This is a genomic window from Dickeya chrysanthemi NCPPB 402 (genome assembly GCF_000406105.1).
Taxonomy (GTDB): Bacteria; Pseudomonadota; Gammaproteobacteria; order Enterobacterales; family Enterobacteriaceae; genus Dickeya; species Dickeya chrysanthemi.
The window spans coordinates 4,411,857-4,434,867 of the sequence record NZ_CM001974.1; the positions used below are offsets into that span (position 1 = coordinate 4,411,857).

A 23,011-nucleotide genomic window follows, 5' to 3' on the forward strand; every position below is an offset into this window, starting at 1 on the left:
CAGGGGATCGCCATGTTTGCTTATATCGTCCGACGTTTGCTGGAAATGATCCCGGTTTTGCTGGTGATCTCCCTGTTGGTGTTCGGTTTTATCAAACTGTTACCGGGTGACCCGGCGCGGATCTACGCCGGCCCCGACGCCCCCATCGAGGCGGTGGAAGCCGCCCGTGAGCGTTTGGGGTTGAACGATCCGCTGCCGCAGCAGTACCTCAACTGGCTGGATGGGCTGGTGCACGGTGATCTCGGCATCACCTACCGTACCCAGCAGCCGGTGCTGACCGTCATCCAAAAAAGTTTTCTGCCGACGTTATGGCTGGCGCTGGCCGGTTTCGCCTGGTCGGTGATCCTCGGGTTGCTGATCGGCGTGTTTGCCGCGCTGAAACGCGGCAAATGGCAGGACTGGTCGCTGATGAGCCTGGCGGTAGGCGGCATTTCGATGCCGCCGTTTTGGCTCGGCCTGTTGCTGATCCAGTTCGTCGCCATGCCGTTCGGCGTGTTCTCGGTCAGCGGCTACAACAAACCGACCGACATCATTCTGCCGGCGCTGACGCTGGGTGCCTCGGTGGCCGCCGTGATGGCGCGCTTCACCCGTTCGGCGTTTCTGGAAGTGATGCAGGAAGATTATGTGCGTACCGCCCGCGCCAAAGGGCTGCGCCAGCGGCTGATCGTCTGGAAGCATGTGATGCGCAACGCGCTGATCCCTGTTATCACCATGCTCGGGTTGCAGTTCGGTTTTCTGCTGGGCGGTTCGATTGTGGTGGAAAGCGTATTCAACTGGCCGGGGCTCGGCTGGTTGTTGATCGAATCGATCAAAACGCAGGATCAGCCGGTGATTCAGGCGCTGGTGATGCTGTTCGTGTTTGAATTTATCCTGATCAACCTGCTGGTCGACCTGCTGTACGCGGTGGTGAACCCGGCCATTCGTCTGCGTTAGGAGCTGCGATGAACACTTCTCAAGAGCCGACCGCGGCGACCTCTTCCGCCCTGAACGACAGCACGATTCGTTCGCCGTGGCGCGATTTTCTGCACGCCTTCATCCGCAACCCGATGGCGCTGGTTTCAGGCGGTTTTGTCCTGCTGCTGGTGCTGATGGCGGTATTCGCCCCCTGGCTGGCGCCCTGGAGCCCGATGGAGCCGGACTGGATGGCGCTCGGCGCAGCACCTTCCGCCGACCACTGGATGGGCACCGACGATCTGGGCCGCGACGTGATGAGCCGCATTATTTACGGCGCACGTATTTCACTCTACATCGGCATCGTTTCGGTCACGCTGGGTATGCTGGCGGGCATCGCCCTCGGCTTACTGGCGGGCTATTATGGCCGCAGCATCGATATGCTGATCATGCGCGGCTGCGACGTCTTGTTCGCTTTTCCCGGCATGTTGCTGGCGATCGCGGTCGTCGCGATCCTCGGCCCCGGTCTGAATAACGTGATTATCGCGGTGGCGGTGTTCAGCGTGCCGGTGTTCGCCCGTATCGTGCGCGCCTCCACGCTGTCGCTCAAACAGGCGGCCTACGTCGAAGCGGTGCGCTGCGCCGGTGCGCCGGACCGGGTGATCCTGCTGCGCCATATTCTGCCGGGCACCCTGTCGAACGTGATTGTCTATTTCACCATGCGCATCGGCACCAGTATCCTGACCGCCGCCGGCCTGAGTTTCATCGGTCTGGGGCCGGAACCGGACGTGCCGGAATGGGGCAACATTCTGGCGATGAGCCGTAGCATGATGATGGCAGGGCAATGGCACGTCAGCGTGTTCCCCGGTCTGGCTATCTTCTGCACCGTGCTGGCGTTCAACCTGCTGGGTGATGCGCTGCGCGACACGCTGGACCCGAAACTGAAAAGCTAAGCGAAGAGACCATGACACCTTATCAACAGGCACGGCTGGCGCCGCTACTGCAACGCTGGCGCACTGAGCGGCAGCTCGGCACGCCGCGCCTGCCGTCTGGCCCGCACAACCGTCTGAGCGACGTAGCCGGCGTACGGGTCGGCCACCATACGCTGGCGCACGGCGAAATTCAGACCGGCGTTACCGCCATCGTGCCGAACAGCGACAACCTGTTTACACAACCGTTGCCCTGCGGCGCGGCGGTGCTCAACGGCTTCGCCAAACCGGTGGGGCTGGTGCAGATTGAGGAACTGGGGCGCTTGCAGACGCCGATTCTGCTCAGCAACACCCTGTCGGTCGGTACGCTGTTTACTACGCTGGTGCGCGATGCGATCAACCGTAATCCGGAGCTGGGCCGCCGTTTGCCGACCGTCAATCCGCTGGCGCTGGAGTGCAACGACGGCTGGCTCAATGATATTCAGGCGCTGGCGGTGACCGAAGCGATGGCGCGTGCGGCATTGGATAACGCCACGGCGGATTTCGCCCGCGGCAGCGTCGGTGCCGGGCGCGGCATGAGCTGCTTCGCGCTCAAAGGCGGCATCGGCACCGCCTCCCGGCGGATGCGGAACTGAACGCCACCCTCGGCGTACTGGTGCTGGCTAATTTCGGCACGCTGCCGGCCCTGACGCTGGACGGCGTGCAAGTCGGCGAAGCCATCGCTCCCCTGCTGCCGGAACTGACGCCCCAGCACGACGCCGGTTCCATCATTATTATTATGGCCACCGACGCCGCGCTCGACGCCCGCCAGTTGACCCGCATCGCCCGCCGCGCCGGTGCCGGACTCGGGCGGCTCGGCAGCTATTGGGGACACGGCTCCGGCGATATCGCGGTGGCCTTTTCCACCCAGCCCACGCCGCAGCCGCCGGAAGACGCACAACTGGAACCGCTGCTCAACGCGGCGGCCGACGCCACCGAACACGCGGTGCTGGATGCATTATTGCAGGCCGAGGCCGTCACCGGTTTTCGCGGCCACCATCGCCCGGCCCTGACGCAGGTGCTGGACCGTCTGGCACAAGATTTCGCATAACCGCCTGATGAGACAGGCGATAAGGACGCTGACATGAAAGTATTTATTTCTGCGGATATCGAAGGCATCGCGGGCGTGATGCGCCCGGAACAGTGCAGCCCCGGCACACCGGAATACCAAATCGCCCGCGGGCTGATGGAGCAGGAAGTGAACGCCGCCATCGAAGGCGCATTCGCCGGCGGCGCCAGTGAGGTGGTGGTGGCCGACAGCCATGCCGCCATGACTAACCTGCGCGCTGAACATATCGACCCGCGCGCCCGGCTGGTGCAAGGCAAACCACGCGGCCTGTCGATGGTGGAGGGCTTGCAACAGCAACAGTTCGATGGCCTGATGTTCATCGGTTACCACAGCGCCGCCGGCGAACACGGCGTGCTGGCGCACACCATTAACGGCCGGGCGTTTTACCGGGTGCGCATCAACGGCGAAGTGATGGGTGAAAGCGATATCTACGCCGCCGCCGGTGCCGAACTGAACACCCCGTTATGGCTGGTGAGCGGCGACGATACGCTGCAAGGCTGGATCAACCGCTACTACCCGGCGGCCGACTACGCCTGCGTAAAACGCGCCATTTCCCAGACTGCGGCGGAGTCGCTGAGCCCGGAAGCGGCGCGCAACGCGATTCGGCTGGCGGCGACCCAGGCGGTGCAAAAGGCGCATAAAGAAACCACCAGCCGTTTGCAGCCGCCGTATGAACTGGAGCTGATGGTCGCCAAGCCGGTGCTGGCGGACCTGTTCTGTTTGATTCCGGGCGTCGTTCGCAAAGACGCCGTCACCGTGGGTTACCAGTCTCCGACCATTGCACCGATCGTCAGCCTGCTGGGCGCTTTTTCCTATCTGGCGACCACGCAGAATTAACCGCCCCGAACATAAGGAAGCACATCCAAGATGAAACCGGTCATTGTGATTCATGGCGGCGCGGGCGCGCTCAGCCGCTCGGCGATGGACAGCGCGAAAGAACAGCGCTATCGCGCCGCGTTACAAGAGATTGTCGCTCGCGGGCAGGCAATCCTGGCCGCCAACGGCAGCGCGCTGGATGCGGTTACCGAAGCGGTGCGTCTGCTGGAAGAGTGCCCACTGTTCAATGCGGGCAAAGGCGCGGTGTTTACCCACCTCGGCACCCACGAACTGGACGCCAGCATCATGGACGGCCGCTCGCTGGAGGCGGGTGCCATCGCCGGAGTTAACCACATCCGCAACCCGATTCTGGCGGCCCGCGCGGTGCTGGAACGTAGCCCACACGTGATGTTCACCGCCGACGGTGCCGAAGCGTTCGCCCGCGAGCAGGGGCTGGAGATGGTCGAGCCGGACTTTTTCTCCACCGACGAGCGCTACCAGCAGTTGCTGAAAGCGCAGGCGGGCGACGGCCGGATCCTGCTGGATCACGACGGCGATCCGCTCGATCCGGATCGCAAATTCGGCACCGTCGGCGCGGTCGCGCTGGACGCGGCCGGTAATCTGGCGGCGGCGACCTCCACCGGCGGCATGACCAACAAACGTGCCGGACGTGTCGGCGACTCGCCGATCATCGGCGCCGGCTGCTACGCCAACAACCGTACCGTCGCCGTCTCCTGCACCGGCACCGGCGAAGTATTCATGCGCACCGTTGCGGCCTACGACGTCTCAGCGCTGATGGAATACGGTAACCTGCCGCTGTCGCAAGCCGCCGATACCGTCGTGATGGAAAAAGTGCTGGCGCTGGGCGGCAGCGGCGGGCTGATCGCCGTTGACCATCAGGGTAATATTGCCTTGCCGTTTAACAGCGAAGGCATGTACCGCGGCTACGGTTACGTCGGCGAGGAAGCCGTGGTGGGGATTTATCGGGATTAACGCGGCCGCCGTATCTGCATAGTTCGCGCCTGCCCAGTTCGTATCTGCACACCGGGCAGTGAACAATAGCGGCGACCCAGCTCACAATGAGTGATTAAACCCACAATAAGTAACATGTTGTTACTATGATTAAATAAAAAATTGAAATACATTTATAGCATTTATTTACGAGAATAAAGGATTAGTCATGCCTCGTATTGTTTTTCACCATATTAATAAGTGCGCAGGCACATCGCTGCTAAAGTATTTGCAAAACCTTTTTCCGTCCGACGAATGTATTTATTTAGAAGAACACTTCGATTGGATGAACGTCGGCGATAGTGAACTTGATCCAAACCGGCTGGCACGGGCGCGTTTTATTCATGATCCATTCGGCAGTTGGTACTGGTCTGAAAAAATATCAAACGTCGCGACCATATGCTTTTTACGAGATCCGCTGGACAGGGTGGTGTCTAACTGGTGGATGGTGCACCGTTGGACTGACGAGGAAGTTGCCGTTATACCTGATGGCGAGCTTATTCGTGATTTGGCCCGCCATGATCAGGTAGCATTTTTCAGCCACCCACAATGCCAATACATTAACTGGAACCAAATTACCTGCCAGTTGGCCTGTGCACCGGGGGAATACCGCCAAGCCTGGCAAACGGGTTCCCCCAATAATCCGGACTTCCGGGCTTTCGTGCGGCAACGGGCGGAGAAAACGCTGCGCTCACTGTCTTTTATCGGTTTCCAGGAAGATTTTAAGCGTTCGTTATCCGCGCTGCAATTATGGCTGTCGCTCCCTCCAGACCAGCCGCAGCCGCTAAATATCCACGCCAGCAAACAGCAAAAGCCGAGCTTAAGCGAAGAGGCGATAGCCGCAGCCAATCAACTGATTGATCTCGATCGGGAAATCGTTGCGATTGCTCGTGAACTTTACGACGAGCAAATGGCCCGCTTCGAGGCGACCTATGGCATGGATTTTGCGAGCGCAGCTGAAGACAACTATCACAAGGCGTTGATTCGCCCGGCCGGCTGGACGGTTGTGGACATGTCACAACCATTAAACGGCACAGGGTGGCACTGCCGTGAGCAGAATGAACGCAAATTCAGCCGTTGGATGGGTCCGACGCCGACAGCAACCATCGATATTCCATTCCGTAAGGACCGGGATCTTCTGGTGAGATTTAGGGTCACGAATATACTGTCTGCCCGTCAGGTCGATGAGCTCACCTTGAAAGTTGATGATTACGCAGCCCTCTTGCATCAATGGTCAGAAAGCACGTTCGTTGTGGTATTTGACGCCGTCATACCACAGCAGGAACTCAACCACGCTAACGACATTCTGCGGCTGACGATTGACTGTGCCGAAACGATTACCATGACCACGCCAGGCGATGGTCGCCAGCTCGGTCTTGAGATCTGTGAGATTGAAGTCGGTCCATCGGATGCTTTCATACTCCAGGCACCAGGTACACCTGCCGCCTCACTCGGTCTGAGGGGTATCGCCTCCAGCAGGAATGATTGATGTAACGCCATTGCCACACCCACAGGACATTCCCCCATGCTGCCGCATGGCGCTCACGCCTGTTCTGCCAATGAACAGGCTATCTCGTTTTTTCAACGCCATATCGCACTTTTGTTCACGGAAGATCCTCCAGGTCGTCGCCAATAGAGCGATACTACACAGAAGATGATTCTGGTAATGTAGTGCTCCTCGAAATGCGGTGCAGGCAAAAACCGACGTCCATAATAATGCTAATCGTTAGCCTGACAGCGGAAGAGATATCTCTTTTGCTGTCAGGCATCAATAGTGCCACCACACTTTGCAGATAAGTTGGGTCGTCACAAGCTGACGCCTTGATAGCTAAAATCAACCGGAGCCACCTCACACTCACTCACGCCGATACCGCACCACCCGGCTGCGATTAAGCAGCAGCGTCAGGTAGCCGTCTTGTACCAACAGCGAGAAGCGTTTTTCCCACGGCCCGTCTTGCACCGTCGCCAGCGCACGGCCATTGCCGAGCGATTGCACAGAGCCGGCGATCGCCGCCGGGCCGGGGCCCATCACGATACGATCGCCGTCAATCACCAGTTCGCTGCGGGTATCCGGCCAGAGCCAGCGGCCTTGCAGCCGCGCCACGCTATCGTCGGCTTCCACCGGCAGAAAACGGCACGGCGCGTGGCCGATTTCTCCGGCTATCGCCATGCCGTCCTGCCGTAATTTCATTGGCAGATGGCTGGACAATGACACCGCTACATTTGGCTCTTCGCCGCGATACAGCGTTTCCGTCGCCCCCAGCCAGCAGGCGCCTGGGCCTTTCACCTCCAGCCAGTGCCCGCCCTGCTCTGCAACATACAGCCCCGGCGTCAGGTCATGGCCGCGCGTGGGCAGTGGCTGGCCCAGCAGCGCCGACATCACCCGCAGCACACTGTCGTAGGTAGCGACATCTTCGCGGTTAGCGACCAGCGCTACCCCCGCCTGCGATGCCGGGTCGAGCAGGAAGTAACTCTTGTAACCGGCGTGGGAGCCGCCATGCCCTACCAGTTGTGCCGACCCAATGCGGCTGTGCGCCACGCCGAGCCCGTAGCCAGTCACACGGCCATCACGCAGGTAGCGCGGCTGGGACAACCGTGCCAGCACACCCTCACCCGGCCCCTGATTCATCAGCAGCGCTTGCAGCCAGACCGTCAGATCGCGCACGCTGCCGGTGACGCAGCCGGAGGTGGACAGATGCAGCCCGGCGCAGGATAACTGCCAGCCCTGCGGCGATCGCCAGTAGCCCGGCACCAGTCCGGGGACGATATCAAACCAGGTTTCCGGCGCGCTGAGGGCAATCCCCAGCGGCTGGTTGATGTGCCGGTGCAGCAGGTCGGCAAAATAAATACCTTTGGCTTTCAACGCTTCTTCCACCAGCCGATAGCCGGTGTTGGTATAGGAGATCTCGCTGCCCGCCGGGTAGTTCAGCTCGCCGTTCTCCGCCAGAAACGCCAGCAGGCTGTCGGCCGGGGTGGCGTTGTACACCGACAACCCCAGCAGCGACAGGCTCTCGCGCACATCCGGCAAGCCGGATGTCATGTCCAGCGCCTGCCCGATAGTCACCTTGCCGTTTTCGCCGGTCAGTTGCGGCAGATGTTGCTCGAGACGGTCGGTCAACGCCAGCGCCTGACCGGCGGCGCCCGTCACCAGCGAGGCGAACAGATGCTTGGTGACCGAAGCGAAACGCACCACACTCTGGGTGGTAAACGGGGTATTCTGCGCCAGATCCGCCAGCCCGCCACAACAGGCGGCGCGGATCTGCTCGCCGTCAAACAGCGTAATGGCGCCGCCCGGCTCGCCGGGTTGATGCCAGGATTGCGCGATCGCACGCGCCTCATCAATGGCGCGTTGCCAGTGTAATGTCATGCCGGTTCCTCCAGCGTCATGCTTAAATCATACAGTTCCGCGGTGTGAGGATGATGCAGGTTGCGTACCCGCAAATCTTCCACACTGAGCTGTTCCACCATTTCACCCTGCTGCATCACGCCGACGCGCCGGCATAGATGCGACACCACCGCCAGATTATGGCTGACCATGATATACGTCAGCCTACGCGCCTGGCGCAGGTCCGTCAGCAGGTTGAGAATTTCCGCCTGCACCGACACATCCAGCGCCGAGGTCGGTTCATCCAGCAGCAGCACTTCCGGTTCGGCGATCAGCGCACGGGCAATCGCCACCCGCTGGCGCTGGCCGCCGGAGAGCTGATGGGGAAAGCGAAAGCGCGCCGTAGCAGGCAACCCCACCTCTTCCAGCGCCCGGGTGATACGCTGTTCGGCACGATCGAAGCGGTGCACCAACAGCGGCTCATGCAAAATGCGATCGATGGTCTGGCGCGGGTGCAGCGATCCGTACGGGTCCTGAAATACCATCTGTACCTGGCGGAAAAAGCTGCGATCCCGCCGCGGCAGCTGTGCCATGCCGCCAAACTCGATGCGCCCCTGCCACTGGGTATTCAACCCGGCCAGCGCACGCAAAATGGTGGACTTACCGGAACCGCTTTCACCCACCATGCCGAAGCTGCCGCCGCTCTCCAGCGCGAAAGACACCCCTTTCACCACCTCGATGCCGCCAAAGGCGATACGCAGGTTTTCTACTTTAATCATTCATTCCACCCATCATGCGTTTTCCCCATCACGCTTCCCGCCAGGCCGGGTCGCGCTGCAACACCGGCAGCCGATCGCGCGGGTGTTTCAGCGACGGCAGGCAAGCCAGCAGCCCCTGCGTATAGGGATGCTGTGCCTGTAACAGTTCACTGGCCTGCAACAGTTCGACTATCCGCCCGGCGTACATCACCGCCACGCGATCGCAAAAGTGCGACACCAGCGGTAGATCGTGACTGATCAGGATCAGCCCCATGCCGCGCTGCGATACCAGATCGTCGATCAAACACAGGATCTCCGCCTGTACGGTGGCGTCCAGCGCCGAGGTCGGTTCATCGGCAATCAGCAACTCCGGGTCGGGCGCCAGCATCATGGCGATCATCACCCGTTGCCCCATGCCGCCCGACACCTCATGCGGATAACATTTCGCGACCCGCTGCGGGTCGCGAATGCGTACCTGATTGAGCAGGTCAATGGCGGCGTCCATCGCGGCGCGGCGGCTACCGCCTTTGTGCTCGCGCCAGGCTTCCGCCACCTGTTGGCCGATGGTCATTACCGGGTTTAGCGAATACTTCGGGTCTTGCAGAATAAAGCCGACCCGCTTGCCGCGAATCTGCCGCAACGTTTTCTCGCTGGCACCGCGCAGGTCGATACCGTCAAAACTCAGTTTGTCGGCCTGAACGCGGGCGCTGCCCGGCAGCAACTGCATCAGGCTACGGGCGGTCAGCGACTTGCCTGAACCACTTTCGCCGACGATGGCAAACTTCTCTTTGCCGACGCTGAAGCTAACGCCGCGTACCGCCTCAACCGTTTCCGTTCGGCTGGCGAACGCGATACGAAGGTTCTCGATTTCCACCAGCATTTAGCGCTCCTTCGGATCCAGCACGTCACGCAGGCCGTCACCCAAAAAGTTGAAGGCCAGCGAGGTAAGAAAAATGGCGATACAGGGCACCAGCGGCACCCACCAGGCGTTGAACAGGAAACGACGCGCGGTGGCTATCATCGTGCCCCACTCCGGCGACGGCGGCTGCGCGCCCATGCCGAGAAACCCGAGGCTGGCGGCGGTGATAATGATGGAGCTCATATCCAGCGTCACCCGCACAATCAGGCTCGGCACGCACAGCGGCATGATGTGGCGCAGAATAATGCGCAGCGGCGCGGCGCCGGTCAGGCGGCAGGCGGCGATAAAATCGGTATGACGGAATTGCAGCGTTTCCGCCCGCGCCAGCCGTGCATACGGCGGCCAGGCGGTCAGCGCAATCGCCAGAATGGCGCTTTCCACCCCCGGTTTCAGCGCCGCCACAAACGCCAGCGCCAGCACCAGTCGCGGAAAGGCCAGAAAGATATCGGTCAGCCGCATCAGGATTTTATCCAGCCAACCGCCGGCATAACCGGCGATACAGCCGACCAGCAGGCCGATGGGCGCGGTCAGCGCCACCACCGCAAGCACCATACCCAGCGTGGTGCGCCCGCCGTAGACGATACGGCTGAACACATCGCGCCCCAGTTCATCGGTGCCCAGCCAGTGCGCCGCAGACGGCGCGGCCAACCGGTTAGACAGGTTCTGAAAACCGGGGTCGTAAGGGGCCAGCCAGGGTGCCGCCAGCGACAGCAGCATCACGACGGCGATGATGATCAACCCTAACACCGCCAGCGGATTGGCGCGAAACCCCAGCCACAGGCGGTAACGCTGCCCCCACACCGCCTGACGGCGCGTGGCGGGCGTTTCGTCGAGCAACCAGGCTCGTGAGACCAAAAAACTCATGTTACGCGGGGATCCAAAAGTCGATAGAAAATATCAGCCAGCAGGTTCAGCAGCACGTAGACCGCGCCTACCAGCAACGTAGCGCCCACCACCGGGTTCATGTCTGCGTTGAGCAGCGCGGTGGTGAGGTATTGGCCCAGCCCCGGCCAGGAGAAGACGTTTTCCGTGACCACCGCGCCTTCCAGCAACCCGGCGTAGGTCAACGCCAGTACAGTGACCAGTTGCACCGCCACCGTGGGAAACGCGTGCCGCCAGATCACCCGGCGGGACGATAACCCTTTGGCGCGGGCGGTGATCACGAACTCGCCGCTGAGCGCGTTAAGCATGAAGGTGCGGGTCATACGGGTGATGTAGGCCATACTGAAATACGCCAGAATCAGCACCGGCTGCACCATGTGCGCCAGTGCATCGCGCAGCGCGTCATAGTCGCGCGCCAGCAGCGCATCCACCGTCAGCAACCCGGTCACGTGCGGCACCATATCCTGAAAGAGGATGTCCTGCCGCCCCGGCCCCGGCGCAATGCCCAGCACCGCGTAGAAAATCAACAGGCTGAGCAACGCCAGCACAAACACCGGCAGCGAATGGCCCGCCAGACAGATGACGCGGATCACCTGATCGACCCAGCGCCCCTGCCGTACCGCCGCCCACACCCCGAGCGGAATGCCGACCAGCGCCGCGACGATGATCGCGGCGGTCGCCAGCTCCAGCGTGGCGGGGAAATACCGGCCAATATCGCTAGTGACCGGGTTAGACGTCAGCACCGAGCGCCCCAAATCGCCGTGCAGCACCTGGTTCAGGTAGTGGCCGTACTGTATCCACAGGGGCTGATCCAGCCCCATTTCCTGACGCACCCGTTCCACCACCGCCTGAGGCGCATTGTCCCCGACGGCGGCCAGCACCGGGTCGGTCGGCATAATTCGACCGATGAAGAAGGTCAGTACCGAAAGCCCCAACAGGGTCAACAATAGGCTGCCGAGCGTACTGCAAAAACGAGTCAGTATCTGCATCAGGCTTTCTTCACCTGCTGGTAGGGCACCTTGCTCAAGACCGTCATGGTGACGCCGCTGAGATTCTTGCGGCAAGCCAGCGTTTTCTCATCCTGCATCATCAGCGTGAACGGGCTCTGTTCGCGGTGATTGCGTTGCAGAGTTTCATACAGTGCGATGCGTTTGGCCGGGTCCTGCTCATGCAGCGCCTGCTCGGTCAACTGATTGAATTTTTCGTCCGACCAGTTGCAGCGCCACGCCAGCGTGCGGTTACGGGCGCCGTCGCTGTTGTCGGTGTTGATGCAGAAGGCTTCGGCGTTGGAGTTCGGGTCGAAATAGTCAGCGCCCCACGCGGTCAGCGCCAGTTGCTGCTGGCGGGCGCGCATTTTGGTCAGCACCTGACGGTTTTCCGCCGCAATCAGTTTCACCCGGATGCCGATGGCGGCCAACTGGGTCTGGATCGCCTGCGCGATATCCGGGTATGGCTGGGCGGAGTAGTGATCCAGCGTAATGTCGAAGCCATCCGGATAACCGGCGTCTTTCAGCAACGCTTTGGCTTTGGCGACATCCAGATGAAACGGGGTATCGTCCAGCGCCGCCGGGAAGCCGCCCGGCAGGAAGCTCTGATGGACTTTGTGCGTGAGCGGCAGAATATTTTTCTGAATACCGTCATAGTCCAGCGCCCATTTGATGGCCTGCCACACCTGCGGCTTTTTCAGGAACTCGTTGGCGGTGTTGCACGACAACAGCATCACGCTGGCGATGCTCTGGCGCACCAGATGGTAGTTGCTGTCGTTCACCAGCGGGCGAATTTGCTCGGTGGTCAGGTTGCGGGCGATATCTACGTCCCCTTTTTGCAGCATCAGCAACTGGGCGGACGGGTCGACAATGTGCTTGAGCAGCACGCGCTTAAAGGCGTTATCCGCCGGGAAGTGATCGTTTTTCTGCAGGATAATACTTTCGCTGGCTTTCCAGCTCACCAGCGAGAACGGGCCGGAACCGGCGCTGTTCTGCTTCAGCCACTGGTTACCCAGATCGTTATTTTGCTGGTTAGCCAGCGCGGCTTTTTTCTGTACGATGCTGCCCACCGGGGCCGACAGGCAATACAGCAGGAAGGTTTCCGCCGCCGGTTTGTCGAGGCTTATCACCAGCGTTTTTTCATCCGGCGCGGTAACGCGCTGCTCCACGTTGTCTTTGGTAAAACCGAACTGGTTGATGATGAACGCCGGGCTTTTATCCAGCTTGACCGCGCGTTGTAACGAGAAAACGGCGTCGTCGGCGCTCACCGGTGTGCCGTCGGCGAATTTAGCTTGCGGATTGAGATGGAAAGTGAAGGTCTTGCTGTCGTTGCCGACTTCCCAACTGGCGGCCAGATCGCCGATCACCTCTTGCGGGTTGGCCGGGTTCGGCATCACCAAACGTTGGTACAGGTTACCGATGATTTCGGTTCCCACCGCCTCAAACCCTTCCTGCGGGTCAAGACTGGTCATGTTATCAAGCTGCATCGCCATCGCCAGCATCGATGGCGGCGTATCGGCGAACGCGGTGTTCAAATTAAGCCAGGACAAGACAGGCACGGTAGCACAACCGGCGAGAAAGCGTCTTCTGGTAACCATTAATCCCCCAAGTGTCTGATTTTAAAATAGAATAGAAGATATTTTTTTCTTTCTGCGGCTTGACAGACATCGCGGGCGCTGGCTTAAATGGTGACGCGGTGAACAAAATTTCTCCGCCTGAATATCTGCACCAGTAAGGTGCAAGTCAGGTTCCATCTCAGAAAATCATTTTCTTTCAATCCAGTATCGGTACTTCATCCATGTCAGATTCGCCTGTGTCAGACAAGCCGCTTGAACATCACGCCGCGCTCCCTGTCTTTGATGGTCACAACGACGTGCTATCACGCCTGTGGCGGCTTCATCGCGATAATCCGACCGATGCCTTCCTCAATGGTCCGTCGCAAGGTCATATTGACCTGCCCCGGATCCGGCAGGGCGGATTCGCCGGCGGCCTGTTCGCCACCTACGTTCCCTCGCCCAGAAGCGATGCAACATCCATACCAGATAGCAACGTTTCATTAACCACGCCGACCATGGCGCAGGCGCGTGACATCAGCTTCTGGATGCTGGCCACCCTGTTGCGCCTTGAAGCGGAGTCTGCCGGGCAACTGCGGGTATGCCGCACGGTAGCGGAGATTCGCCGTTGCATGGCGGACGGCGTGGTGGCGGCGGTGATGCACATTGAAGGCGCCGAGATGCTGGATGCCGAACTGGACCTGCTGGATATTCTTTACGCCGCCGGGTTGCGCAGCCTGGGGCCGTTGTGGAGCCGACCGAATCTTTTCGGTCAGGGAGTGCCCTTTCGCTTTCCTTCTTCGCCGGACACCGGCGACGGCCTGACCGAAGCCGGGCTACGGCTGGTACGCGCCTGCAACGCCAAACGCATTCTGGTGGACCTCTCCCACATGGATGAAAAAGGCTTCTGGCAAACGGCGGCGGTTTCCGACGCGCCATTGGTGGCCAGCCACTCCAACGCGCACGCGCTGTGCGCCCAATCGCGCAACCTCACCGACAGCCAGCTGGCGGCGATCCGCGAGCGCGACGGGTTTGTCGGCGTCAATTTCGGCACCGCCTTCCTGCGCGCCGACGGCCAGAAAGACCCGTCCGCCACGGTGCAGGAGATCGTCCGTCATGTGGAGTATCTGCTGGAAAAATTAGGGGAAAATGGCGTCGGTTTCGGTTCCGATCTGGACGGCACCACCCTCCCCGCCGACCTGAAAGACGTGGCGGGTTTCCCCATTTTGGTGCAGGCGCTGGCCGAACGCGGCTACTCACGCACTCTGTTGGAGAAAATCTGTTACGGCAACTGGTTGCGGGTGCTGGAAGCCACCTGGGGAGAATAGCAGGCGGGCGCGGGTTTGCCGCTATCCGGCGGCATTTTCAACAATATGGCGTAGATCTTGCTTATTTATACGTTGGATCGCGCTCAACGGAGCCGGTCGCGAACACACCACAAAACAGGACTCAGGTTATGCGTTTACGCCACATCGAAGTCTTTCAGGCGATCGTTCAGGCCGGCACCATCAGCGGCGCAGCACGGCTACTCAACGTTTCCCAGCCCAACGTCAGCCGGGTGCTGAATCACGCTGAACAGCAACTGGGGTTCGCCCTGTTCGAGCGGCGTTCGCAAGGGTTGGTGCCCACGGTGGAAGGGCAACGGCTGATGCCGGAGATAGACCAGCTTTACCGCCAGTTGCAGGCGATTTCCCGCCTGACCGAGAACATTCGCCAGGGCCAGTGCGAAACCATGCGGCTCGGTGCCGCCCACGCCTTCGGCCAGATGATCGTCGCCCCGGCGATGGTGGAGTTTCAGCAGCAGGTGCCGCTCATGAACATCGAGCTGGTGACCGAACACTTCAGCACCCTGTGCCAGAACATTCAGCAGCAGCAGCTCGACCTGGCGCTGGTGTTCGGCCAGCAGGTGCCGCCGGATTTGCTGGCCGAACCGCTGTGCCAGTCGCGCATGGTGGCGATTCTACCGAAAGACAGCCCGCAGCAGGGGCCGGTATCGCTGGAATGGTTGTGCCGCAACAACCTGCTGATGATGCAGCAGCAAGACCCGTTGGGCCAGGTGGTGCACCGTGCGCTGCGCGACCGTCGCCTCACACCGGCGGCTTCGCTGTACATTAAGACTTATTCGGTGATCGCCGATATGGTGTTGGCAGGCGGCGGTACCGGCATCGTCGACCTGTTTACCGCCCGCCGTTACGCCGACCAGCTCAAAATCGTGCCCATCAGCCAGCCGTTGCCGTTCGAGGTGATGCTGATAAGCCGCCGCGATATCCCGCAATCACGCGAGATCCTGCAACTCAAACAGGTGCTGAAAAGCAAGTGCCGCGAACTCGCCAGCCAGTGCCAGCCGCTGCTGGAAGCAGCATAATCGCTACCACCGATTTCCGGCTACCGCGCGATTCGGCCGGAAGCCGTGATTTGTCAGTCCGTTACCGCTGTCGCTTTTGGCAAAGCGCTCGTTATAATTACCCCATCACTTCTTAACAGGTATGCACCGATGATTCGTAGCATGACCGCTTACGCCCGGCGAGAAATCAAGGGTGACTGGGGCAGCGCCGCCTGGGAGTTGCGCTCCGTAAACCAGCGTTATCTGGAAACCTACATCCGTTTACCCGAACAATTCCGAAGCTTAGAGCCGGTAATCCGCGAACGCATCCGCAACCGTCTGACCCGCGGCAAAATCGAATGCGGCCTGCGTTTTGAGCTGGACCCACGTGCACAGGGGCAACTCATCCTCAACGAACAACTGGCTAAACAGCTGGTAGCGGCGGCGAACTGGGTGAAACTGCAAAGCGACGAAGGCGAAGTCAACCCGCTCGACATCCTGCGCTGGCCGGGGGTGATGTCGGCACAAGAGCAAGATCTGGACACCATCAGCGCTGAACTGATGCAGGCGCTGGAAGCCGCGCTGGACGACTTCATCCTCGCCCGCGAAAGCGAAGGCAACGCGCTCAAAGCGCTGATTGAACAACGGCTGGTCGGCGTCAGCGCCGAGGTCGCCAAAGTCCGCGCCCACATGCCGAACATTCTGCAATGGCAGCGGGAAAAACTGCAAAGCAAGCTGGAAGAGGCGCAAGTGCAGCTCGACGGCAACCGGCTGGAACAAGAGCTGGTGTTGATGGCGCAACGCATCGACGTGGCCGAAGAACTCGACCGGCTCGAAGCCCACGTGCGGGAAACCTACAAAATCCTCAACAAGCAGGAAGCCGTCGGCCGCCGTCTGGACTTTATGATGCAGGAATTCAACCGCGAGTCGAACACGCTGGGTTCCAAATCCATCAACGCCGACGTCACCGCCTCCGCCATCGAACTGAAAGTGCTGATCGAGCAAATGCGGGAACAGATTCAGAATATTGAGTAACACCTCACAACGCATCACCCACCATCAAAAAACCAATAAGCCCGCCGCATAGCGGGCTTTTTTGTTATCATGGGCTATCATCAGGAAGCAACAAAGCGCATGATAATGAAATAAAAAAGCATAAAATATACTCTGTATGATATACATCATTTTTATCTCGGCGGCTACTAATTAGTCAAAAAGATAAGTGGTATATACCCAAAATAATTCGAGTTGCAGGAAGGCGGCAAGAGAGTGAATCCCGATGAGCTTACTCAGGTAAGTGATTCGGGTGAACGAACGCAGCCAACACACCTGCAACTTGAAGTATGACGGGTATAGTCGATATAGCTCAGGAATACAGCGGTAAAATAGTTAATCTGTTATCAATGATAGTTTTTTATTTCTTTGATAAGAAAAACCGCTTAGGTATATATTATACACCTCTATTATAATGGCCGGTTGTATCATGATAAAAGTAGTCGATTATTAATATACTAGGGTGTGTCCCGTAACTATTTTTTTTACAGTTCAGCATTGTTATAACTGTGCAAAAAAAACGCTTTAAGCGATAAAGAACGACTAAAAACGATCAATGTTTAACCAAGAATCATATTTCGGAAATGATTCTTGCAGCACTTTTTAGCGTGTAGGGAGGTTAAGGGACAGACCCTAGGATTAACTAAGCATTGATTTATAAAAAAAACCTTGTTAGCATAAATTCGGGCCTATAGAAAGATTTTGTATCATGTTTCGTGATATGTGAAAAAAAAGTTAGAGGCAACGCCCTAAGTATGCTCGGTTATGAGGAACTACCTCACGCCCTGCTAAAGAGTTTCTATAGTGCCCTTTATCAATTCTATTAGAGAGTCATATGAGCTTCCTGGCTAAACTAAAAGAATCTCAGAACATTTCAGATATTGCAAATCTGCTTGGTTGCTCACCAAAATCATTAGCATATACTATCTATAAAAGCCAAAATAATTATATAACATTTAAAATTAGTAAGAAAAATGGTGGTCACAGAGATATTAAGGCACCAGCAAAAAAACTTAAGGAGTTGCAGCGGCGGCTTGCTAAAGGATTACAAGAGTGTATCGAAGAGATACATGGTAAAAAAATAAAAAGATATCCTCGCATGGTTATACAAAAGGAAAATCAATTTTTACGAATGCTTATGAGCATAAAAATAAAAATCTTGTACTAAATCTTGATTTAGAGGATTTTTTTGACAGTATCAATTTTGGAAGAGTCAGAGGATATTTTATCCACAACAAAAATTTTATGCTTCCAGAAAAGACAGCAACGATTATTGCCCAAATTGCTTGCCATGAGAACAGTCTTCCTCAAGGCAGCCCCTGTTCCCCTGTAATATCCAATATGGTTGCTCAAATATTAGATGTAAAACTCAGTGCATTAGCAAAGAAAAACAAATGTTTCTATACTAGATACGTCGATGATTTAACTATATCAACCAATAGAAATGTCTTTCCTATTGATATTATGGAATTACATGGCCACAACCCTATTATTGGGAAATCATTAATAAATGAAATAAAAAGATCTGGTTTCACGATTAATGATAATAAAACAAGAGTCCAACGTAAGAATTCAAGACAGGACGTTACAGGATTGATAGTAAACAAAAAAGTTAATGTCAAGTCTGAGTTCAAACATCTTGCCAGAGCAATGGCCAATAATTTTTTCAAAAATAATCAAGCATTCATGTCCTTAAGCGGAGAAAAAACGCCTATAAGCCTTGAAAAACTTAATGGGATGTTAAGTTTCATATATCAAATAAGAAATAGAATGGATGTGCAAAATGCCAATGATCAACCTAGAAAAGCACATGACTCATTTGAAAAAACTTATTCTGATTTTTTGTTTTATAAAAATTTTGCAGCAAATAGTAGAACAGTCGTAATATGTGAAGGTGAAACCGATAACATATATTTGAATTATGCTTTTAAAAACTTGGTAAGTTATTATCCTGAACTACAGAACTATGGAAAGGGAATCAAAAAAAGAATAGACATTCATTTGTTCAAGCAGACCAAGTTACTTTCTCGATTATTAAATATTACCGATGGAACAGGGAATAACATCAAATTATTAAACACTTATCAGAAAAGAATGAGTAGATTTTCATCTCCCCCGAGAAAGTTTCCAGTTATATTGCTACTTGATAACGACAGCGGATCAGTTAGCGTTGAAGGAGTGATCAACAGAGAATTTATGGAGACTCGGGAAATACTCGATGGTTTTATTTATGTATGTGAAAACTTTTATGTTGTTAAAACCCCTTTGATATTTGATATGAAAGAAACAAAAATAGAGGATTTTTTCGACACAAAAACTTTGTCTAAAAAATTAGGAGAAAAAAGTTTTACAACCAACAATAAATTTGACAAAAATCTTTATTTTGGCAAGAAAAAATTTGCAGAAATAATTGTTAAACAGAATCATAGAGATATTAATTTCTCAAAATTCAAGATGATTATTGATTTATTTCAAAATATTATTATTGATTATAGACGTAGAATGGATATATAAATCACATACGTAATCTAAATCGACCGTTTGCTGGTGCTTTTGACTTGAAATTTGGCTGAGCCATTAATATAATATTACTCTCATTGAGAGATTTTATTATTGATTTATGCCTAGGCCGTAACTTGGCTGCCATTCTATCGGAAATTCTATCCATATCTTTCCATCGTTTAGTATAAGAATCATAACTTTCATCGTATATTATCCTTAATAGATCATCAGTGAATTCACTTTCTTCATTTTGATGTAGCTCTTTCGCTATCTCAGAAGCTATATCATAAATCCTAGCAATGACCTCCATATCGGTATCGACACCATGAAGTTCATTAGTTGCTAACCAAAAATACTCCTGGTGCAACTCTCCTAACTTAAGCATTAACTGATACTCAGATGCTCTTAGCTTGCTCGTTGCCTCAGAGTGCATTTTTATTTTATGATTTATAAAAGCAGCAATTAATGAAACAAGAACACCGCTTATAAATCCAAAGAAAATTGAATATATGTTCATAACTAATCTACAATTGCTAAAATAAAGCACATGACATTCAACATAACTAATGTATACCTACAACGCCAGCATAAAATAATACATCAACTATAACTACGATAATCGTAGTATCTAAACCCCCTCATGACTACGAATATCGTAGCCATGAATACTTCCCAACAACGCCACGATGTTTTCAGCCAACGTTTAAAGGATGCCCGCTTATTGCGTGGGCTGTCCCAGAAAGGGTTGGGTATCGCTGCCGGAATCGATGAGTTTGTTGCCAGTGCACGCATTAATCGCTATGAAAAGGGTGTGCATGAAGCGAATATCGTGACCGCGAAGCGTCTTGCAGAAGCGCTCAATGTCCCCCTGGCTTACTTCTATGCTGATGATGACAATCTGGCAAAAATGATCCTGTTGTTTGCCGATTTACCCAGAGAGCAGCAGGAAAAAGTGCTGGCATCGTTAGACAATAACCAGCCTGAAACAACGTGAAACGTGCTTAACACGATTTCGTTCTTATCCTGATTTTACGATCAATCAATTCACCATCCTGACCGTAATACCGGCTCGGCCATATCTCGGCAGGGTGAATTCCCAGCGCTTCGGCAACCAGCCATTCCCCCTTCGGCCAGGGCCTGACCAATACATTCGCCAGTGTTGATGCACTCAAACCCGCAGAGCGGGAAAGCGCTGCCATCGAGGTACGTTGCTTGTGCAGAGCGGCGATAATATCTGCCTGATGCCAATCCTTTTTCATCCAGCCTCCTGACTCGTCACCGTTATGAAGAATAATTACAGCAAATACTACGTTATTCGTAGTATCTCGCTCAAGCAAAAACTACGATTCTCGTAGTCATGAAAGCAAAACCAAACTACCATGACGTTTTCTGTCAACGGCTTAAGCAAGCCCGGCTGGCAAAAGGTTTGTCACAGAAAAAACTCGGCATCGCTGCCGGAATTGATGAATTCGTGGCAAGCCCCCGTATTAACCGCTATGAAAAAGGCGTGCACGAAGCCAGCATCGATACCGCTCAGCAACTCGCGGACGCACTTGATGTCCCGCTGGCATTCTTCTATACCGCAGATGACCAACTGGCTGAATTGATGCTGGCGTTTTGGGAGATGCCGCCAGAAAAACGGGCAGAGATTTTAGCGTTAGCGCAAACAGGTGAATGATATTCCGCACATCCAGAAAAGAGCGCTCTTAACGGTGTATGGCGCTAAAACGGCGGGTTTACAGCGGGCCGGAAGACGTTGAAGCAACATCGCCGCCCCCATCATACGGCAGGGGGCGGCGATGAGATTAGCGGTGTGCCGCCGGGATTTGCTGGGTAATACAGTGGATGTTGCCGCCGCCCAACAGGATTTCGCGCGCCGGTACGCCGCTTATCAGGTAGTCGGGGAACATCTGTTGCAACAGCGTATGCGCCTCGCCGTCGGTGCGTTCGTCCAGTAGCGGATAAATAATCTGCTTATTGCTGATCAGAAAATTGACGTACGAGCCCGCCAGCCGTGACCCGGCGTTGCGTTCAATCGCGTTGCCCTCGGTCACGCCCGCCGCTTCTTCCGGTGTGGCGTACAGCGGGCCCGGTGCCGGCAGTTTCCAGATTTTCAGCGACCGGCCCTGGGCGTCCTTCACCTGCGACAACACCTGATACGCCGCCTGAGAGCGGGCGTACTGCGGGTCGTCTTCGTCGTCCGTCCAGTGCAGCGCCACTTCGCCGGGGCGGATAAAACAGCACATGTTGTCGATGTGGCCGTCGGTTTCGTCGTTATAGACGCCCTCTTCCAGCCAGATAAACGCCGACACGCCGAGATAATCCCGCAGGTGTTGCTCAATCTGCGCTTTGCTCAGATGCGGATTGCGGTTCGGGTTTAACAGGCACTCGGCGGTGGTCAGCAGCGTGCCTTCGCCGTCGGTATGGATGGAGCCGCCTTCCAGAATCAGCGGTGCGGCGTAGCGTGCATCGCCATGATGCGCCAGCACCTGCGCCGCGACTTTCTCGTCACGGCGCCAGTCTTCATACAATCCGCCAAGCGCGCCGCCCCAGGCGTTGAACTGCCAGTCTACGCCGCGGCGTTCACCGGCATCGTTCAGCACCACGGTTGGCCCGGTGTCCCGCACCCAGGCATCGTCGCTTTCCATCTCCACCAGCGTCACGCCAGCCGGCATCACGCTTTTGGCCAGCGCCATTTGGTCACGCGGCACGCCCATGATAACCGGCGTAGTCTGTGCAATGGCGGCGGCGACGGCGGCAAAGGTGCGCTGTGCCGGAATCGCATCGCCTTGCATACGCCAGTTGTCGCGGCGGTACGGCCACAGCATCCACACGGCGTCGTGCGGCACCCATTCCGCTGGCATGGAGAAACCGTCCTGCAACGGCGTGGTCAGTTCAGACATCACTTATCTCCAGGTCTTGCCGTCAGAGGTGCCGATGACGCCGTACATGTCCGGACGACGGTCACGGAACAGGCCCCAGGAGGCGCGCTGCGCGGCAATGGCATCCAAATCGAACTCGTGTACCAGCACCGTTTCATCGGTCTTGTTGGCTTGCGCCACCAACGCACCGGTTTGATCGGCAATGAACGACGAGCCGTAGAAGGTCATTTCCAGACCGTCGAGGTATTTGCTGGCTTCGGTGCCGATACGGTTGGAAGCGATAACCGGAACCAGGTTGGCGGCGGCATGGCCCTGCTGGACGCGGGTCCAGTGCGGCTGGCTGTCGATGTCCGGATACGCCGGTTCGGAACCGATGGCGGTCGGGTAGAAAATCAACTCTGCGCCTTTGAGCGCCAGGCAACGGGCAGTTTCCGGGAACCACTGATCCCAGCAGATGCCGACGCCCACTTTGGCGTAGCGGGTTTGCCACACTTTGAAGCCGGTATCGCCCGGAATGAAGAACTGTTTTTCCTGATAGGCCGGGCCGTTAGGAATATGGGTTTTGCGGTACACGTCCAGCACGCTGCCGTCGGCGTCAATCATCACCAGCGAGTTGTAGTAAGCGTTATTGGCGCGTTCGAAGAAACTCAGCGGCAACACCACTTCCAGTTCAGCCGCCAGGGCGGAAAAGTGTTTGATAAGCGGGCTGGTTGCCAGTTCCTGCGCCAGCGCGTAATGCTCCGGGCTCTGGTCGATGCAGAAATAAGGCGCAGCAAACAGTTCCTGAATCAGAATGATTTGTGCCCCCTGAGCATGTGCCTGACGCACCAGCCTTTCGGCGTTTTCGATATTTTTTGGCAAATCCCAGGTGCAGGCCATCTGCGTGGCGGCAACGGTAACTTTTGTCATGCGAAAACCTCAATAATTTCTGTATGGGTGCTCATGCCTGCGCCACCAGCGCATGGGAATAGCATGAGACGGGTAAAAAGTGTAGGTCAACAACTCACCCGACGCCCGGTGAACCAACGCCATCAGGCGTTGCCACCCAGAGCGACGACATTATGCCAGCGAAT

General features: G+C 56.2%; 22 protein-coding genes and 1 pseudogene. 13 read left to right on the forward strand and 10 right to left on the reverse strand.

Annotation, left to right across the window (positions count from 1 at the left end; translation table 11 throughout):
• The first annotated feature begins 12 nt into the window (after positions 1 to 12).
• From DCH402_RS19565 to DCH402_RS19590, 6 genes and pseudogenes are all read left to right on the forward strand, one after another.
• The gene (locus DCH402_RS19565) at positions 13 to 933 is read left to right on the forward strand and encodes an ABC transporter permease (RefSeq protein ID WP_015848268.1); all 921 of its coding nucleotides are present in this window, start codon (positions 13 to 15) and stop codon (positions 931 to 933) included.
• 8 nt (positions 934 to 941) lie between these two features.
• Positions 942 to 1,844, forward strand: a complete 903-nt coding sequence (locus DCH402_RS19570) for an ABC transporter permease subunit (protein ID WP_040002969.1) — start codon at positions 942 to 944, stop codon at positions 1,842 to 1,844.
• 11 nt (positions 1,845 to 1,855) lie between these two features.
• A pseudogene (locus DCH402_RS19575) lies at positions 1,856 to 2,910 on the forward strand (DmpA family aminopeptidase).
• Between the two features lie 33 nt (positions 2,911 to 2,943).
• Complete coding sequence (locus DCH402_RS19580) at positions 2,944 to 3,765, forward strand: M55 family metallopeptidase (protein WP_040002970.1); 822 nt, start codon at positions 2,944 to 2,946, stop codon at positions 3,763 to 3,765.
• 30 nt (positions 3,766 to 3,795) lie between these two features.
• The gene (locus DCH402_RS19585; protein ID WP_040002975.1) at positions 3,796 to 4,737 is read left to right on the forward strand and encodes an isoaspartyl peptidase/L-asparaginase family protein; all 942 of its coding nucleotides are present in this window, start codon (positions 3,796 to 3,798) and stop codon (positions 4,735 to 4,737) included.
• 187 nt (positions 4,738 to 4,924) lie between these two features.
• On the forward strand, positions 4,925 to 6,244 hold the full coding sequence (locus DCH402_RS19590; protein WP_071604748.1) for a sulfotransferase family 2 domain-containing protein: 1,320 nt from the start codon (positions 4,925 to 4,927) through the stop codon (positions 6,242 to 6,244).
• Positions 6,245 to 6,610: 366 nt separating this feature from the next.
• On the opposite strand, the gene DCH402_RS19595 is transcribed toward DCH402_RS19590, so the two are convergent.
• The 6 genes from DCH402_RS19595 to DCH402_RS19620 are packed head-to-tail and all read right to left on the reverse strand — an operon-like array spanning position 6,611 to position 13,223.
• Positions 6,611 to 8,122 (reverse strand): serine hydrolase domain-containing protein, encoded by a 1,512-nt coding sequence (locus tag DCH402_RS19595; RefSeq protein WP_040002976.1) that lies wholly within the window; start codon positions 8,120 to 8,122, stop codon positions 6,611 to 6,613.
• Positions 8,119 to 8,859 carry an ABC transporter ATP-binding protein gene (locus DCH402_RS19600; protein WP_040002978.1) on the reverse strand — a complete coding sequence of 247 codons (741 nt, stop codon included), beginning with the start codon at positions 8,857 to 8,859 and terminating at the stop codon, positions 8,119 to 8,121. The genes DCH402_RS19595 and DCH402_RS19600 overlap by 4 nt, the downstream gene beginning before the upstream one ends.
• A gap of 28 nt (positions 8,860 to 8,887) precedes the next feature.
• The gene (locus DCH402_RS19605; RefSeq protein ID WP_040002979.1) at positions 8,888 to 9,718 is read right to left on the reverse strand and encodes an ABC transporter ATP-binding protein; all 831 of its coding nucleotides are present in this window, start codon (positions 9,716 to 9,718) and stop codon (positions 8,888 to 8,890) included.
• Positions 9,719 to 10,621, reverse strand: a complete 903-nt coding sequence (nikC, locus tag DCH402_RS19610) for a nickel transporter permease (RefSeq protein WP_027713485.1) — start codon at positions 10,619 to 10,621, stop codon at positions 9,719 to 9,721. It lies immediately after the preceding gene.
• Positions 10,618 to 11,628 carry an ABC transporter permease gene (locus DCH402_RS19615; protein ID WP_040002980.1) on the reverse strand — a complete coding sequence of 337 codons (1,011 nt, stop codon included), beginning with the start codon at positions 11,626 to 11,628 and terminating at the stop codon, positions 10,618 to 10,620. The genes nikC and DCH402_RS19615 overlap by 4 nt, the downstream gene beginning before the upstream one ends.
• A complete protein-coding gene (locus DCH402_RS19620; RefSeq protein WP_040002982.1) occupies positions 11,628 to 13,223 on the reverse strand; it encodes an ABC transporter substrate-binding protein in 1,596 nt (531 codons plus the stop codon). The genes DCH402_RS19615 and DCH402_RS19620 overlap by 1 nt, the downstream gene beginning before the upstream one ends.
• A 200-nt stretch (positions 13,224 to 13,423) precedes the next feature.
• Here DCH402_RS19620 and DCH402_RS19625 point away from each other — a divergent pair, with 200 nt between their 5' ends.
• The 5 genes from DCH402_RS19625 (at position 13,424) to DCH402_RS19640 (ending at position 19,068) form a co-directional block, all read left to right on the forward strand.
• Positions 13,424 to 14,506 (forward strand): dipeptidase, encoded by a 1,083-nt coding sequence (locus tag DCH402_RS19625; protein ID WP_040002983.1) that lies wholly within the window; start codon positions 13,424 to 13,426, stop codon positions 14,504 to 14,506.
• Positions 14,507 to 14,634: 128 nt separating this feature from the next.
• Positions 14,635 to 15,543, forward strand: coding sequence for a LysR family transcriptional regulator (locus DCH402_RS19630; protein WP_040002984.1), 909 nt, complete (start codon positions 14,635 to 14,637; stop codon positions 15,541 to 15,543).
• Positions 15,544 to 15,672: 129 nt separating this feature from the next.
• On the forward strand, positions 15,673 to 16,536 hold the full coding sequence (locus tag DCH402_RS19635; RefSeq protein WP_040002986.1) for a YicC/YloC family endoribonuclease: 864 nt from the start codon (positions 15,673 to 15,675) through the stop codon (positions 16,534 to 16,536).
• An 853-nt stretch (positions 16,537 to 17,389) separates the two neighbouring features.
• Positions 17,390 to 17,722: a hypothetical protein gene (locus DCH402_RS22065; protein WP_050583338.1), complete on the forward strand. Its 333-nt coding sequence runs from the start codon at positions 17,390 to 17,392 to the stop codon at positions 17,720 to 17,722.
• Complete coding sequence (locus tag DCH402_RS19640) at positions 17,677 to 19,068, forward strand: retron Ec67 family RNA-directed DNA polymerase/endonuclease (RefSeq protein ID WP_233276379.1); 1,392 nt, start codon at positions 17,677 to 17,679, stop codon at positions 19,066 to 19,068. Before DCH402_RS22065 ends, DCH402_RS19640 begins: the two co-directional genes overlap by 46 nt.
• Position 19,069: 1 nt before the next feature.
• Here DCH402_RS19640 and DCH402_RS19645 read toward each other — a convergent pair whose 3' ends face one another.
• A complete protein-coding gene (locus DCH402_RS19645; protein ID WP_040002987.1) occupies positions 19,070 to 19,573 on the reverse strand; it encodes a hypothetical protein in 504 nt (167 codons plus the stop codon).
• 144 nt (positions 19,574 to 19,717) lie between these two features.
• Here DCH402_RS19645 and DCH402_RS19650 point away from each other — a divergent pair, with 144 nt between their 5' ends.
• Positions 19,718 to 20,050: a helix-turn-helix domain-containing protein gene (locus tag DCH402_RS19650; protein ID WP_040002989.1), complete on the forward strand. Its 333-nt coding sequence runs from the start codon at positions 19,718 to 19,720 to the stop codon at positions 20,048 to 20,050.
• 7 nt (positions 20,051 to 20,057) lie between these two features.
• Here DCH402_RS19650 and DCH402_RS19655 read toward each other — a convergent pair whose 3' ends face one another.
• Positions 20,058 to 20,315: a helix-turn-helix domain-containing protein gene (locus DCH402_RS19655; protein WP_040002990.1), complete on the reverse strand. Its 258-nt coding sequence runs from the start codon at positions 20,313 to 20,315 to the stop codon at positions 20,058 to 20,060.
• A gap of 98 nt (positions 20,316 to 20,413) precedes the next feature.
• Between DCH402_RS19655 and DCH402_RS19660 the strand changes: the two genes are divergently transcribed.
• Positions 20,414 to 20,734: a helix-turn-helix domain-containing protein gene (locus DCH402_RS19660; protein WP_040002991.1), complete on the forward strand. Its 321-nt coding sequence runs from the start codon at positions 20,414 to 20,416 to the stop codon at positions 20,732 to 20,734.
• Between the two features lie 127 nt (positions 20,735 to 20,861).
• Here DCH402_RS19660 and aguA read toward each other — a convergent pair whose 3' ends face one another.
• On the reverse strand, positions 20,862 to 21,959 hold the full coding sequence (gene aguA, locus DCH402_RS19665; RefSeq protein ID WP_040002993.1) for an agmatine deiminase: 1,098 nt from the start codon (positions 21,957 to 21,959) through the stop codon (positions 20,862 to 20,864).
• Positions 21,960 to 21,962: 3 nt separating this feature from the next.
• Positions 21,963 to 22,847: an N-carbamoylputrescine amidase gene (aguB, locus tag DCH402_RS19670; RefSeq protein WP_027713496.1), complete on the reverse strand. Its 885-nt coding sequence runs from the start codon at positions 22,845 to 22,847 to the stop codon at positions 21,963 to 21,965.
• Positions 22,848 to 23,011: the final 164 nt, after the last annotated feature.

Excerpts from the sequence above, each read along its gene's own strand:
- DCH402_RS19565 (WP_015848268.1), top strand. The coding sequence starts at position 13 with ATGTTTGCTTATATCGTCCGACGTTTGCTGGAAATGATCCCGGTTTTG.
- DCH402_RS19570 (WP_040002969.1), top strand. The coding sequence starts at position 942 with ATGAACACTTCTCAAGAGCCGACCGCGGCGACCTCTTCCGCCCTGAAC.
- DCH402_RS19580 (WP_040002970.1), top strand. The coding sequence starts at position 2,944 with ATGAAAGTATTTATTTCTGCGGATATCGAAGGCATCGCGGGCGTGATG.
- DCH402_RS19585 (WP_040002975.1), top strand. The coding sequence starts at position 3,796 with ATGAAACCGGTCATTGTGATTCATGGCGGCGCGGGCGCGCTCAGCCGC.
- DCH402_RS19590 (WP_071604748.1), top strand. The coding sequence starts at position 4,925 with ATGCCTCGTATTGTTTTTCACCATATTAATAAGTGCGCAGGCACATCG.
- DCH402_RS19595 (WP_040002976.1), bottom strand. The coding sequence starts at position 8,122 with ATGACATTACACTGGCAACGCGCCATTGATGAGGCGCGTGCGATCGCG.
- DCH402_RS19600 (WP_040002978.1), bottom strand. The coding sequence starts at position 8,859 with ATGATTAAAGTAGAAAACCTGCGTATCGCCTTTGGCGGCATCGAGGTG.
- DCH402_RS19605 (WP_040002979.1), bottom strand. The coding sequence starts at position 9,718 with ATGCTGGTGGAAATCGAGAACCTTCGTATCGCGTTCGCCAGCCGAACG.
- nikC (WP_027713485.1), bottom strand. The coding sequence starts at position 10,621 with ATGAGTTTTTTGGTCTCACGAGCCTGGTTGCTCGACGAAACGCCCGCC.
- DCH402_RS19615 (WP_040002980.1), bottom strand. The coding sequence starts at position 11,628 with ATGCAGATACTGACTCGTTTTTGCAGTACGCTCGGCAGCCTATTGTTG.
- DCH402_RS19620 (WP_040002982.1), bottom strand. The coding sequence starts at position 13,223 with ATGGTTACCAGAAGACGCTTTCTCGCCGGTTGTGCTACCGTGCCTGTC.
- DCH402_RS19625 (WP_040002983.1), top strand. The coding sequence starts at position 13,424 with ATGTCAGATTCGCCTGTGTCAGACAAGCCGCTTGAACATCACGCCGCG.
- DCH402_RS19630 (WP_040002984.1), top strand. The coding sequence starts at position 14,635 with ATGCGTTTACGCCACATCGAAGTCTTTCAGGCGATCGTTCAGGCCGGC.
- DCH402_RS19635 (WP_040002986.1), top strand. The coding sequence starts at position 15,673 with ATGATTCGTAGCATGACCGCTTACGCCCGGCGAGAAATCAAGGGTGAC.
- DCH402_RS22065 (WP_050583338.1), top strand. The coding sequence starts at position 17,390 with ATGAGCTTCCTGGCTAAACTAAAAGAATCTCAGAACATTTCAGATATT.
- DCH402_RS19645 (WP_040002987.1), bottom strand. The coding sequence starts at position 19,573 with ATGAACATATATTCAATTTTCTTTGGATTTATAAGCGGTGTTCTTGTT.
- DCH402_RS19650 (WP_040002989.1), top strand. The coding sequence starts at position 19,718 with ATGAATACTTCCCAACAACGCCACGATGTTTTCAGCCAACGTTTAAAG.
- DCH402_RS19655 (WP_040002990.1), bottom strand. The coding sequence starts at position 20,315 with ATGAAAAAGGATTGGCATCAGGCAGATATTATCGCCGCTCTGCACAAG.
- DCH402_RS19660 (WP_040002991.1), top strand. The coding sequence starts at position 20,414 with ATGAAAGCAAAACCAAACTACCATGACGTTTTCTGTCAACGGCTTAAG.
- aguA (WP_040002993.1), bottom strand. The coding sequence starts at position 21,959 with ATGTCTGAACTGACCACGCCGTTGCAGGACGGTTTCTCCATGCCAGCG.
- aguB (WP_027713496.1), bottom strand. The coding sequence starts at position 22,847 with ATGACAAAAGTTACCGTTGCCGCCACGCAGATGGCCTGCACCTGGGAT.